The organism is Paraburkholderia sp. A1RI-2L (assembly GCF_048957375.1).
Classification (GTDB): Bacteria; Pseudomonadota; Gammaproteobacteria; order Burkholderiales; family Burkholderiaceae; genus Paraburkholderia.
On the sequence record NZ_JARBTA010000002.1, the window covers coordinates 216407 to 229920 of the forward strand.

Here is a 13514-nt window from a genome sequence, read left to right on the forward strand (position 1 = left end):
GATGAATACCTCCATGAGCATCCGCTTGCGCCATATCCGCAGACTCGACTCCAGCCCCCGGTATGGCGCAATCTCTTGATACGCGTGTCACTGGAAGTGATGCACGTAGCGCGGCGCCAAGGGCGTTCCCTCGGGCCGGTTGCGCGCATCCGCCTCGAAATAGGCATTGAACATCAGGTGGTCCTGCTGGGAGAGGCTATACATTGCCCCCGGCCCTCCTATAACCCATGCCGCTTCACGCTGCCCGGACACATTCTGGCCATTCACATTCATGTCGGTGATCTGGTGCAACCGGTAGCCGTTGAGTCTGGTCCTTATCCCGGCAAACAAAGGCGGTGCGCTTGCTTAACACCGATCCCTCGGATCAAGCCGTCTCGTGTGAGGAGACCTGCATATCGGAACACCGACGTTGGTCTCGGAGTCGGCTCGGTCTTCAGGTTCAAGACACAGGGCAGCGAGCACAAGCAAACGTGGCGATATCTGAAATTAGCGGTCGCGAAATAGCATCGAAGCGGTCGACGCTAAATCCCGCAAGCATGGGGGCGTCAGCCCAGGCGTCCAGATTGCCGAATTGAAACGGCAGATCGAAACAGTGGCCGCTGTGCAAGCCTTCCAGCATGCTCTCGGTCTCGAAGGAGGAAAACTGGACGTTTTTTCCTAGTTGTTTCAGCGCTCTGGCGTACTCTGCAGGAAAACGCTGGAACTGCCGCCAGGACGACGCCGCGACCAGTTGCCGATAGGGTGACAGCCCGGACGATGCGCCACAGAATGCACCGTTATTTTGGAGCTCGGGTGGCAAATCAGCGGGTAACCATTGGGATAGCGCCTCATCCACTTGTGCCTGGGTTGCATTGCGCTGCTCAGGCACGTTGAAGAAGAAAGCGGCCGATTCATCTGCCGTGCAGCGGATGTACACTGCCTCGGCATGGCATGCCCGCGCAGCCCATGCCGGATCGAGCATCTTCTCCGGCATGCCGGCACTGGCGACTGGAAGAAATGCCGATGACGCATGGCCCAGCCCTGGCGGTTCCCTGACCAGCGCAGACATGCCCGCCTCGAGAAGCTTCTCGACTGGTGCGCCTTGCAGGTCTCCGTCGACCAGCAGGCTGGCTCTGCGAGTCACTTCGATTTGCCGCTCGGCGAGCCAAGGCGTGCGGGTGCCCATGCTCAACAGCGCCACGCGATGGATCCCCCCCCTCGTTTGCGGGAGGACAGAAAGCAGATGCGCATACCAGCCGCCGGCCGATTGGCCCATCAGCGTGACCCTTCCGGGATCTCCCCCAAATGCATGGACGTTACCAAGAACCCACTGCAGGGCCAGCAGAAGATCGGCGGCAGGAATGGGCAGTGCATGAGCATCCGGCGCGCCGAGGTGCCCGAAAGGGCCCAGGCGATAATTGACGTTGACCACGACGAGTCCCTGCGCGGCAAGCTGTGATCCGTCGTACCACGCCATGGCGCCACCGCCCGTCATCCATGCTCCACCATGAATGAAGAGGACGACGGGCAGCCCTTGTCCATCCGGTGGCGCCCAGATGTTCAAAAAGAACGCATCCTCGGATTGCGTGTTGGCGCGCCCATGGCCCATTGCGGCGGATAGCTTGCCGGGCAGTTGAGGAAAAATCGGCACCTCGTGCTGCCGCGATGCCATCATTCTTCCCGTCGCGGGGCGAGGCGGTGCGAACCTTGAGTCGGCTACCGCGTATCGCAGTCCATGCCAGGCATGCACTTGCATGCCATCAACAAGCAGCTGCTCGGACGGTGCGCCCGGAATGTCGCGTGGTCCCATGGCTTAGAGCTTCGTGGAAATATAGTCAGTCCCAGTCATGCCGTTGCCATGTAGTTCGTACCCCATGGGCGCCGTGATGGAAGCGTGACGGGTTCCCGTATTGATGTCGCGCCACATGCGGCCAAGCAAACTGTTTTCGGCGAAAGCTGCGGTGCCGTGCAGCCAGCACAAGTCATTGACCGCATCCACCAGTTCGTGTCCAGCATGCCCGATGCCGGCACGGTGACGCGCGCGTCGTTCGAGCGGCATGGGGACGCTGCCCGAGGCTGCAGTATCGATCTCCGCTGCGGCGCGCTCGAGCAACAAGCGTGCTGCGTCAATCTTGATGCTGGCCGCACCAAGATTCTGCACAAACGCGCCTGAATCCACCTGCTTCCTGTAGTGCGTATAGGTTATGCCACGTTTGCCCGAGAGGTTTGTCGTATAGTCCAGCGCCGCATACGCAGCCCCCAGTGACGACGACTGAATGGTTGTGGACATCGTCAGATGCGGTGTGAGTCGGCGCCCGAAAGTTGCGTGAGGATCCTGTTCGGGAACATTGCCCATCAGTTGTTCGAAAGTGATGACCCGGTTCTTCGGAACCCACAAGTTTTCGGCAACCATCGTATTAGAACCGGAGCCGCGCATGCCGATGGTGAACCACGTATCCTGGATTTCGAATTCTTCTCGGCGCATCAAAACGAAGCCCACCTGCTGAGATTCGGCTTTTTCATTCTCCTTGATGAAGAGGATGCCAAGTGCCCAGTCCGAATAATTGCTGTTGGAGGCGAAGGGCCACTTTCCAGTGATCCGCCACCCGTCGCCATCCGGTGTGGCCGTACCCTGAGGTTGGGCGAAAATCGACGCGGCCTTGATCGGGCCATTCGCAAAGACCTCGTCGAGCATTTCATCGTCAAACCGGTTGGCAAGCATGACGGAACCGTTGGAGATCACAACGCACCATGCCGCAGCGGGATCGTAGTAGCTTACCGCCTTAGCCGCTTCCAGCAACATCGAAGCGCCTCCCTCGTAACCTCCGTAGCGCTTCAGGGTTGAGATGCGCCAGACACCGGTAGTGTCAAGCGCATCGACCGATTCCTGCGGGAGCATACGATTGCGGTCGGCGATGGCCGCCTGCTCGCGCAGCACGGGGCCAATCTCGTGAATGCGGGCGACGAGTCTGGCGGTTTCCTCGCTCGAGGGCGGGCCAGAAACGGTGACGCGGTCGACCATTGAGATAGCGGAAGACATAGTGATCCTTATAATATTGAATTGCAACCACGAATCAGGAAAAACCGGACTCCGGCTTTTAAATTACATTGACTTACTAATGATTATATTTGACATCGCCGGACTGAATGACGCGGTGATGTTGAAACATCACCTAACTCCTTGAGTCTGGGTGGTGCTGACAAATGCGACGCAGGAGATTCCTGCAATAGTTGAGCGCCCGAAATGAAATCTACTTTCTATGCCAGGTCGCCCCGCAAAACGCCCTGATGCACGACGTCATTTCCGTCGAGACTGACGGTGCAGTTGCGCATCGGGAAGTCGAAATGGCAAGAGGTGAATCGACCGGCAGCGGGGTTAGCTCCGGTAGAGAACAGGAAGTTGCCAGCAAAGGCGCGCAGTTCAGTCCCGTTGGTGTCCCGCTTGTCATACATTACTAAAGAATCCCAACGGGCCGCAGGAGCCATGCCCCATCCTACGTGACTGACGGCATAGGCATCACGCTCCGTCCAGTTGGTGTAATAAGAGCGTATTAATTCCGCATCGAGCCCTTTCCCTTCAATGGCAGTCACGAAGTCGTTCTCGATGCGCAGCGTGACGGGTGTTTCCAGGTAGCGCTTGAAGGTCAGATTGACATCGCCACGGTCAAGCACAAGCGTGCCGTTGACGCTACCGTTGCTCGGGTAGCAGATGCACAGCCCAGCCGGCCAGTAACCGAAGCTGCCTGGCCGGTCAGCAATCCCCGCGCTGCCACGCCCCTGGACCCCCGCGAGATCGACGGTCAGATCTGTGCCAGCGGCCGAGGTAACGCGCATGGCCCTGGCCTCGGTGATTAGGCGTGCGCCCAGCTGACATTTCTCGTGAACCATCGGGCTGGGCTTCACCCGCTCCAGAATCTCGGGGTGTTCGTCGCTGATCATCATGATCCGGGCGCCGTTGGCGAGCAATGCAGCCCGCTCCACCGAGTGCAGCAACCCTTCCACTGTGCAGTCAACGATGAACTGGCTTGAGGAAAGTGCCTGGATCACTGGTTCCAACCCCTCGATTGCCAGTGAGGTGCCCGTGGAGCGCAGCGGGACCGTCCCCTGCAAACGCGGCGTAACCAGGCGTACGTGAAAGACTTTCGCCCCCATCTGAATCAGCGCAAGCTCGGCCAAATCGGCCAATACCGAACGCGACTGCGATTCTGACAAAACGGCCGCCACCTCTCCCGGCTTAACCTGACACAGTCCAAATACCTCGACGAAATCGGCAATCCACTTGCCTTCAATACGCTCAACAAGCATGCTCAATTCTCCAGTTTAAGTGTTGAATACCCGGCGTCGTCATCTGGCGCAACGCTCTGCATTTGATCCGTCAATTTTTCTGCTTTCTCGTCACCTTATGCGCATGCTGGCTGCGTGGCGGTGGCGAGTTGCGTGAATCTGGAGCTGTGAAAAATCAAAGGGGCTGCTTCTTTCCTCAGACTCAGGTCATGGATCAGCAACTGAATGGCGTAATGGTCACCTGCGGGATGGACGTCAAAGACGCTGCAATCGAACCAAAGAGGAGCACCGAGAATGTGGAGTGCGCCTTCGCTTGTCGCTTCGGTTTGGACGTTCTGAAACCTGGTGGCTTTGTCGTGAGAAGCCAGTTGCCTGCAGATGGCAGCATGTTCGACTCCGAGAATTGAGACGCCCAAACGGGGGGCTTTCGATAGAACGCTCCACGTTGAGGAGGTCTTTTGAACGAAGAAGGCGGCAAGGGGAGGCTCAAGCGAAACCCCTACCGAAAAACTGGAAGCGACAACGACGTGCGGCTTTCCGTTGTGTTCCGCAGCGATGGCGGCGACTCCAGAGGGAAAGTGGCTGAAGGCTTCACGTACCACCTTCGATTCCAGGCCGACAGGTTTGTTCATTACGATCACTCCGTGTATTTGTGCGTACTTCGATGAACGGCCCTGCGTTGTACCCGCAACTGGCGCCGCCTCAAGGATGCCTAGTTTGTTACGATCGTCTAGAATTTGCAATATGTATAGGGAAAATACCTACATGATCTCCGCTAAACAGCGTGCTAGGTGGGGATACTTGGCTGATTTTTGATGATGCGGCCCTTATTCAATATTGCAACTATGCTGCTATCGTATATAAAGTGGTATAGTCGTCGTCTAGTGAGGCTTCTCGAGTCGCCGAGATGGTTGCCCCACAAACCCGCCTTGCGGGGGAGCGGCGACGTGAGGGCAAAGGCAGGGGCGAGATGCGATATCCCACGGAGCTGGAAAAGACGGTCGTGCAACGCATGAGACTGCGTGGGAAGTGGGCCGATCGAGCGATGGTCGGGGCCTTCCCTGTAGCTTTCGTAACGCTATATGGTTGGCGCCGAACAATCCAACGAGATAGCGTCTCCCGGACGATAGTAGCGGAGCCTCCGAACCACAGGCCATCGAGCACTTGCGTTCAGATACGTCACGGACCTCGAAATTTGTTCGTCGATGTATTCCGATGTGCGCGATTCCCGACATCGTTTGCCGCCCTGATGTGAAGCTTTTTTATTAAGGATATCGAATAGTGTATTTGCACATTGTTATGATGGCGTTCAACAAGGAGATAAGTCCATCACTCAGGACGCAATTCGAAAAATGGTTTCAGAACACGGCTCGCGACTGCGACGGCGTTGAGCGCTTTGATTTTGTTGACAACCAGTCGCGCACGTCAGCCAGTTACTCGCATGCTCTCGTTTCAGTATTCTCGAGCAAGCAGGCGCTGGATGCCTACCGGGCCAGTGCCGCTCATAGCAAAATGATGGCGGAGTTGGGCTACTACATCAAAGAGATTGCCGTACTCGACACCGACTTGGAGCAGCATTGCCGACTCTGAAATTTTGCTTACCCCAGCAGCCGGCCCAAGAACTCCATGTGCACCAAAGAGGCGTTGTGGGTGGCTCCGCGGAAGGTTTGAGAGCTTACGGTATGCAGTTTAGCCTTCCGCTGCGGACTGACATGTAAGATGGCGACTGTAAAGTAATCAGGGACTTCCCCTTCCATGGGGCGCAGCACTGACTAATGGTTTCCGCTGAGTGCACCGGCTTTCGACTTCTCGGGAGCACGCTGGGATCGCCGGCCAGTGGTAGAGCCTGGGGGAGTGGGCCAGCGAGGCGCTTGATGCGTTTAAGATAGCACTATTGCATTAGCATTGAGATACGAGATGAAAGCTTCCGTCGCTATTGACGAAATAATTGCCGGACGAGAACACTGGAGCCATGAACAGCCTACACATCATCGCTACCTTCTGACGTTTTTCGGACTGTATGCGCGACCTGCGGGCAAGGCAATTCCCGTTGCGGCGGTCGTCCGCCTTATGGCCGAACTGGGCTCCGAACCGTCAAGTGTGCGCTCGTCAATTTCCCGGTTGAAAACAAAGGGCGTACTTGTCAGCAAGAAAGCCGGGGCGGGCAGCGAATATGCGTTATCGGAGCTTCTTGAGCCACATATGCAAGCAGGCGACGAGCGGATTTTTTCACCTCGCTCGATGGGAATCGGTGATTCTTGGCTGCTGGTTTCGTTCTCGGTGCCGGAAAGCGAACGCCAGAACCGGCACAAGATCCGCGCTGGGCTCACCCGGATGGGATTCGGGACCGTGGGCGCCGGATTGTACATCGGTCCAGAACACTTGCAGGCCGAGGCTGCCGAATATATCCGGGAACACCAGCTTTGGAACTATGTTCAACTATTCGTTGGTCAGCCTGGCGGTCATGGCAACCTCCAGGAAAAGGTGGCGCAATGGTGGGATCTGGAGGGGTTACGCGAAGAGTACCAGGTATTTGTAGACTCCTATCGGCCTGAGTCCATAAAGTGGCAGTCCTGGCTACGCGATGGTACTGGAACCGCGGGCGATGCATTCAAACTCTATATTGCGATGGTAACGCATTGGCGCAGGCTCCCATTTCTGGATCCGGGTCTCCCTCCCGAGCTATTGCCGGCAGACTGGGTCGGGATCGCGGCGCGCAAGGTCTTCACCGATTTGCATCGCGTCCTCAAACCATTGTCGGCGCAGTATTTCGCCCAGGTCATTGGCGAGTACGCTTGATGCCGAACTGATTCGCGGAAGAAGGCCGTTCGGCAGCATGTTTCCGGGCCGACTAGCATAACTTTTGTGTCCGAGGGACGAGGACAAGCTTGTCCGCGTGACGCGTACAGAGCTCAAAGCATCGTTCGCGGTTGGGCGCCGTCGACCAGCGACGCCCAGCCGCTGTGTTCTCCATGACGCCACCACGACGCGGTAAAGCAAAACCCGATTGCGAAATCAAATTGTGCGGGTCTCGGGTCGGATTCCGCCAAATCTGTACTGCCGGTGGAGCGTCTGAACCTGACGGGCCCTTTCCCGTCCATTTCTAAAACGCGATGCCGCAGTCCGGGAGTCCGGGCAGTATTTATGTATCAGCATCCTGACTGGTGGCTCAATATCCACGGAACATCCGACCATGACAATCGCAAATCAGCACATCATTCTCACGGGCGACCGCCCGACCGGGCCGCTACACCTTGGCCACTACATCGGTTCGCTCTATGCTCGCGTGCAGCTTCAGTACGAGGCACGGCAGTTCCTGATGCTCGCCGACACGCAGGCGCTGACCGATAACGTCGGTCGCCATCAGAAGATCAGCAGCAACGTTCTCGAAGTGGCACTGGATTATCTGGCGGTGGGTATAGACCCCGCGAGATCCACCATCTTTATCCAGTCGCAGGTGCCGGAACTGGCCGAATTGTCACAGTACCTACTGAATCTGGTAACCGTCGCGCGGCTTGAGAGAAATCCGACCATCAAGGAGGAGATTCGCCTGCGTGGATTCGAACGTGATATTCCGGCGGGCTTCCTGACGTATCCCGTGAGCCAGGCAGCCGACATCACGGCCTTCAAGGCGACACGGGTACCGGTCGGTGATGATCAGTTGCCGATGATCGAACAGACCAACGAGCTGGTACGTCGATTTAACAACTCCGTTGACCGATCTGTGCTTGTGGAATGCGATGCGGTGCTCTCCAGCGTCCCACGATTGCCCGGTATTGACGGCAAAGCGAAAATGAGCAAGTCGCTTGGCAATGCGATTGCGCTCAGCGCGAGTCCGGATGAGATCACAAAAGCGGTGACCAACATGTACACGGACCCGAATCATCTGCGCGTAAGTGACCCGGGCCGGATTGAAGGCAATGTCGTCTTTGCCTTCCTTGATGCGTTCGAACCTGATGTCCCCCTGGTCAATGAACTCAAGGCCCACTACCGGCGTGGCGGGCTTGGCGACAGCATCGTCAAGCAGAAGCTGAACGAGCGGCTCCAGGCACTGCTTGCGCCCATCCGGGAGCGCCGTCACGAGTTCGCACGTGACCGCGCGGAAGTGCTCGCGATTCTCGGACGCGGTACAACTCGCGCACGAGAAGTCGCCGGTACAACTCTGGCAGAGGTGAAAAATGCACTCGGCCTCACTTACTTCGCGTCTAAGCGACCGTAGATACTGGGCGGCCGAATGCGCTTTCTGCTTGCGTCGATGAATACGTGCCATACACCACTGCCCGAGAGGGCTTTGATCGCGACGTGGGCCTGCCCTCGCCCGTCAAGACGGGATCGCTGGGCGCTTACCTCGAGTTAGCGAAGCGGGCAGCCCAGATGGGGGTACACGTTCTTTTCGTGCGTTTTCTGGCGGTTTCACCAGAAAACGCTTTCAGTGTCAACTAGTTGAAAATTCATCAAGTTGCAAAAACGTATGAGGCCGCTCAGCCGTGCTACGAGCAGCCTTCCTGCGCCGTCACCGCCTGAAAATACTTGAGAAGGACAAGTACCCCAGCCAACGCGGCCAACGATAACCGACAACGGTTCTGGACCGGGCGTCCTCCGAGCTTACGTTTCATGTCCCATTTCAGAATGTCAGTGTCCCAAAAGAGAAGGCAGGCCTGATCTAAACCTCCGAGATTTACGTCACCGCTCGGATGTTCGTTTCGAATTTGCTGCGACGCGCAGGTTCGGGAGTACAAAGGTCTCGTCAACAACGGTATTCGGGCGGCTGAGATGCTCGACCGCGCAATTTAACATAAATATAATTATCGAAGTTAATTCGTAATCCTATATTGTTAAAATAAAGCAGTGCCGGGGTTTAGAGTTCCGGCCATATGAAGCCTGTAGCGCGTCAGCCAGCGCGAATTTCAATGAGCATGCTGGCCACGAAGCAAGTTATGTATTCCATGCTGCGCCAGCGTCAGCGGCGCGCACGGACTGCGTGGGGGCTCCGGCTCGATACGTACGGAAAAGTCGACGTCGATGCCATGAGATGAACATCCGTCATCCCAGCAGCTGCGTGTGCGGGGTGACCTTGTAGCCGTGGGACAAGACGAAATCACCTCGTAAGGTACGTTCGGCGAAGGATCCATTCCCGACCGCGCATAGTTGCCTGCCGCAAAGCCCGGCTGCTCTGCCGGCCGAGACGGGCCGCACGTTGATGCATTGTGACTCATAGGTTACAATGACGCGCATGACAAAGCTGATCATTACCACCGAATTCGACGCCTGGCTTTCCCGCGTACGGGATCGTCAGGCTGCGACGGCGATCACCGGTCGGCTCAAGCGTGCAGCGTTAGGCAACCTCGGATACTGGCGTGCGGTCGGCGACGGCATCTCGGAGATGAAGATCGACGTCGGTAAGGGGTATCGGGTCTATTTCACGCAGCGTGGCGACGTCCTGGTGATCATTTTGTGCGGTGGGGACAAGTCCACGCAGTCCGCAGACATCAAGCGGGCGAAGGCCATCGCGGAAGAGCTGGAGGATTGAAATGAAAGTAAGCGAGCTGATGGAGTTCGACGCTTCGAAGTACCTGAAGGACGAAACGGACTACCGGCTGTACCTTGCGCAAGCGTTCGAGGGCGGCGACCCGGTCGAGATTCAGGCGGCGCTCGGGGACGTTGCCAAGGCGCGAGGCATGACGGCGCTCGCGCGCGAGTCGGGCATTGCGCGTGAGGCGCTGTACCGGGCGCTCTCCAACAAGGGGAATGCGGAGTTCGCGACGATCATGAAGGTGATCGGGGCGATGGGCCTGCACCTTACGCTGACGAAGCCCGAGGAAGACCTGAAAGCGAAACTCAAGGCAAAGGCTGCAGCGAAGCCTGTCGCGGCGAAGAAGAAGGCTGCGACGGTCGCGAAACGTGGCGTCAGCACGGCGACGAAGGCTCGTGCCGATGCTACGGCCCGCAAGACCGCCAAAGGGCGCACCAAGGCCAGCAGCGCCCACGCGCACGCCTGAAGCACCATCCCACTCGCAGCCAACGATCCGCCGACACCGGCCTCGCAGGCTTCGTCGCCTATGCGACATCGAATAATGGATAAGAACAATCGCGCTCCGTCTCGCAAAGAGATGCTGAAGCGCGGCATTCTGCCGGGTGCCTTGATTGGCATCGCAGGCGAGATCGGGTATGTCTCGGGCTGAGTTCGGTCGCTTTACGAAGCGCATCCGCCGACTGACGCAGGATCAGCGGCGAGCTGGGTGCAGGCCTTCGGATCGTGTTCACTTCCAGAGTGATTCGCGCAGTACAAGATGACATTTGGCGAATCGCCTGCGGTCTCGCTGTGGGACCGCTCCTGACTGAACTGAGCGCTTCCCGTGAATGTGGCTCGTTTAGTAATTTTACATAATTCTATTGATCAATTTCTATAGGAATACTAATCATATGCCATTGACGCAAAGGGTCGGTCGCACAGCGGGAACCGGGCGCGGGTGGCCCGTTGCATGTCCTGCCCATCAGCTCAGATTCGAGCCAATTCACTGGAGCACGTTGCCGGGGCCGTCGCACACGGGACGGCGCCGCCCGTCCACGAGTCCTGTGCCGTGGCATGGATGTCGTTGAAGATCTTGTGCAGGCCAGCGTGGGAGGAGGGCCGTGGCGGCCACGGTCCCAGAGGCAGGCAAGACAAACTGGTCGGCACTTGCCAGCACGGGTGTCCGGCCATTTGCGGCATCCAGAAATCTGGATACAACCGATCGGGCGTCGCCAACCAGCAATCCGCTCCTGGCGCCGCGCGCAGACAAATTCGACGACTTTAAAAAGCGGGCAACCAGTTGATTCGAGGTCGCCCTGCGATCTTTGTGCGAACAGCGCGTCAGGCCTCGCAGACAATTGCCGATAGTATCAGCGGAATGACCTGTTGAATTTCTGCATGACCGCCCGCTTTTCGCACGAGTGCTTCGACAGAGTCGGCCGAACCGAATACCACCGCTCCGTAGACTGGACCCGAGGACGTCTTGGCACTTCCGGGTTTGAAGAATGGGTCACCCGGCTGGTATCCAAACACTGCGCGAACTCGCAGTCCGTAAGCCGTGAGTTCCGTCGTATGCGTGGGCCGAAACGCATTGACCGAGTCCGCCTCGACGTGAATCGGGGTGGGGTCAATCGACTGATCATTGATGAGGTTGGCAATGAACGCGTGTGGATTGGATTTGCACGCGAACTGTTCGTCGAGCGTACGCCCGAACGCCGACGTTGTGCAAATTCCGGCACTCGTTATGACTGCGGAAACCAGAGGGACGAGAAGGCGCTTGTTCATGGCAGACCGTGGAATGCACCCGGCTCGATATCGTTACCTTGCGACACGCGACCACGTGTATTCGCGAAACGATGCGGATGCGGGTGCGGGGGATATTGCATTTCGTTTCTGGAAACCATTCGAGCGTGCTGACTGCCTATGCGCAAGGATGGCTACTACAGCGCAACCTGCATGATGTCGAGCGCTGCACGAGGTGACGTGCGTTCCAGTGAACGGCGCAGATCGTCCGGTAACTCCGATGTCTCGGCTGCCGTAAATCCGATCTTCTCGAAATAGCGTTCGGCGCCTGTGGAGTCGACGACCAGTGACTCGATTCCGCACTCGCGCGCATCGGCGACGAGCAGAGAAAAGATGAAGTCGCCGAGCCCCGCGAACCGCGCGCGTCGTGCGACGGCGATGCATCGAAGTAACCCGACCTTGCCATAGTGCTCCAGGCCAGCGCATCCAATGATGCCGCCACTGTCCCTGGACACCAGATAGCGATCGATGTGTTCGCGGACGCCCTCGACCGGCAATTCGCAGGTACGCAGCAGGTCCTCGACCTCGGGGAGGTCTTTCTTCGTTGCATAGCGGGGGCGCATCACACCATCTCGACAAGCAAAACACTGGTGTCGATGCTATATCGCCGCGGTCGTTCATGCGCCCAGGGATTCTTCGTAAGGCCATATCGGGACGTCTGGTGCGAACGAGAAAGTGCTGCCGCGACCAGGGCGGCATGCGATATGAATCTCTCCACCCATCAATCGCACAAGTTCGCGCGCATGGTGTACTTCACGCCCAATGCGTGTTGAAGCTTTCGTACGACGGACAGCGGCGCTATGAAGAGCAGCAGCGCCAGCTCAGCATCGCCGCGCTCAGGCGTCGCGCATCCGCGCTGGGATTCGAGATCACCCCGACCGGCCAGACACCCTGAAAACCTGCCGTATCCTTAGTGTTTCTCGTGTGGTCGGAAGATGGCATGAAAAAAAAGAATCTTGAACTTGAAGACATGCGGGCGACGGTTTCACCGCCAGGGGGTTACGTCTGGTGGGGCGACCGCAGCGATCTGCTGGCTACAGCGGCTCACGCGGCCGGTTTCGGGCGAATCGAATGATGCTGGTCGACCCTCCCGAGTCGTCAGCTGCCATGCCACCGCAAGGAGGTAGGGTCGGTACAGTTGCCCGCTGCATCGCCACTTTCACAGGCGTCTGATCAGCCCTTCCGGAGATTGTCATCGCTGACCACGCCCTGTACAGCATGGTTACCTGACCGTGCGGAGGGGTGGATTAAACGGGCATTGGCGACAGCCTGACGCATACAAAAAGCCCGCATCTGCACGTATCGTGAATATGGCAAACGACGACGACCGTGGCGGATCACGGAGCCACGAACAACGATTGGAGAATTCCATGCGCATTACGCTCCATCTCGACACGTTCGACCGCATTGACCCGAATGCCTATGCGATTCTTTGGATCGACAACGAAACCTGCAAGTGGTCCCGCGAAGGTCATGCCGGTCTCCAGCTCCCCGAATGGGGAATGCTGCGGGTCGAAAGCCCAGGCGCGCTGGTTTGCGGTCAGCATGATGCGCGCCCTCTATTCACCCTCGAAGGTCTTGCACTGGAAGGCCAAACTGGTCCGTTTGAGGGAGAATCAGGCGAGGCACTCTGGCACTGTGAAAACGGGCCACGCATCGCAGGACACTGGCATGTACAGTGCATCGACAAGGATGCAGTGCCTGCCGAGCACAGCGTGTTCGCAGAGGACGAGGTGTAAGGCGAATCTCAGGCCGCCGGCGGTACAGAATGCGCCAGGAGGCTCAGGGCGGCCCTGAGCTGTTGAGGCCAGAAGGGGCCATTCAAACGAAACGGCAGGCGTTGCGCGACCTAACGTCGGCCTGCGAGCGGCCGAAAAGTGAGTGAAGCCGACGCCCGCATGTCCGACATGCGCCTGTGATCACGGATCGTTCATGG

At 57.9% G+C, this 13514-nt stretch carries 13 protein-coding genes and 2 pseudogenes; 8 read left to right on the forward strand and 7 right to left on the reverse strand.

All coding sequences use genetic code 11. The features are described 5' to 3' along the window. Positions 1–87: 87 nt before the first annotated feature. The 5 genes and pseudogenes from PWP93_RS15835 to PWP93_RS15855 form a co-directional block, all read right to left on the reverse strand. Positions 88–321 (reverse strand): annotated as a pseudogene (locus tag PWP93_RS15835) (transporter); the annotation flags it as partial. Positions 322–439: 118 nt separating this feature from the next. Further along, positions 440–1789, reverse strand: coding sequence for a carboxylesterase family protein (locus PWP93_RS15840; RefSeq protein WP_421028826.1), 1350 nt, complete (start codon positions 1787–1789; stop codon positions 440–442). A 3-nt stretch (positions 1790–1792) separates the two neighbouring features. Beyond that, complete coding sequence (locus tag PWP93_RS15845) at positions 1793–3019, reverse strand: acyl-CoA dehydrogenase (RefSeq protein WP_421028825.1); 1227 nt, start codon at positions 3017–3019, stop codon at positions 1793–1795. A gap of 218 nt (positions 3020–3237) precedes the next feature. Continuing rightward, complete coding sequence (locus PWP93_RS15850; RefSeq protein WP_421028824.1) at positions 3238–4284, reverse strand: peptidase M29; 1047 nt, start codon at positions 4282–4284, stop codon at positions 3238–3240. A 95-nt stretch (positions 4285–4379) separates the two neighbouring features. After that, positions 4380–4895 (reverse strand): flavin reductase family protein, encoded by a 516-nt coding sequence (locus PWP93_RS15855; RefSeq protein ID WP_421028823.1) that lies wholly within the window; start codon positions 4893–4895, stop codon positions 4380–4382. Between the two features lie 649 nt (positions 4896–5544). On the opposite strand from PWP93_RS15855, the gene PWP93_RS15860 reads away from it, so the two are divergent. From PWP93_RS15860 to PWP93_RS15880, 5 genes are all read left to right on the forward strand, one after another. After that, a complete protein-coding gene (locus PWP93_RS15860) occupies positions 5545–5853 on the forward strand; it encodes a Dabb family protein (protein ID WP_421028822.1) in 309 nt (102 codons plus the stop codon). 327 nt (positions 5854–6180) lie between these two features. After that, on the forward strand, positions 6181–7062 hold the full coding sequence (locus PWP93_RS15865) for a PaaX family transcriptional regulator C-terminal domain-containing protein (protein ID WP_421028821.1): 882 nt from the start codon (positions 6181–6183) through the stop codon (positions 7060–7062). Positions 7063–7456: 394 nt separating this feature from the next. Beyond that, on the forward strand, positions 7457–8482 hold the full coding sequence (gene trpS / locus PWP93_RS15870; RefSeq protein ID WP_421028820.1) for a tryptophan--tRNA ligase: 1026 nt from the start codon (positions 7457–7459) through the stop codon (positions 8480–8482). Between the two features lie 1014 nt (positions 8483–9496). Beyond that, entirely contained in the window at positions 9497–9793 is a 297-nt protein-coding gene (locus PWP93_RS15875) for a type II toxin-antitoxin system RelE/ParE family toxin (protein WP_421028819.1), read from the forward strand. Between the two features lies 1 nt (position 9794). After that, the gene (locus tag PWP93_RS15880; protein ID WP_421028818.1) at positions 9795–10262 is read left to right on the forward strand and encodes an addiction module antidote protein; all 468 of its coding nucleotides are present in this window, start codon (positions 9795–9797) and stop codon (positions 10260–10262) included. An 854-nt stretch (positions 10263–11116) separates the two neighbouring features. On the opposite strand, the gene PWP93_RS15885 is transcribed toward PWP93_RS15880, so the two are convergent. After that, positions 11117–11560 (reverse strand): hypothetical protein, encoded by a 444-nt coding sequence (locus PWP93_RS15885; protein ID WP_421028817.1) that lies wholly within the window; start codon positions 11558–11560, stop codon positions 11117–11119. A gap of 155 nt (positions 11561–11715) precedes the next feature. Then, entirely contained in the window at positions 11716–12141 is a 426-nt protein-coding gene (locus PWP93_RS15890; protein WP_421028816.1) for a GNAT family N-acetyltransferase, read from the reverse strand. A 150-nt stretch (positions 12142–12291) separates the two neighbouring features. On the opposite strand from PWP93_RS15890, the pseudogene PWP93_RS15895 reads away from it, so the two are divergent. The 3 genes and pseudogenes from PWP93_RS15895 to PWP93_RS15905 form a co-directional block, all read left to right on the forward strand. Beyond that, a pseudogene (locus PWP93_RS15895) lies at positions 12292–12473 on the forward strand (IS110 family transposase); the annotation flags it as partial. A 45-nt stretch (positions 12474–12518) separates the two neighbouring features. Then, entirely contained in the window at positions 12519–12653 is a 135-nt protein-coding gene (locus PWP93_RS15900) for a hypothetical protein (protein ID WP_421028814.1), read from the forward strand. Between the two features lie 295 nt (positions 12654–12948). Next, positions 12949–13317 (forward strand): DUF3564 family protein, encoded by a 369-nt coding sequence (locus PWP93_RS15905; RefSeq protein WP_421028813.1) that lies wholly within the window; start codon positions 12949–12951, stop codon positions 13315–13317. The last annotated feature ends 197 nt before the right edge of the window (positions 13318–13514 follow it).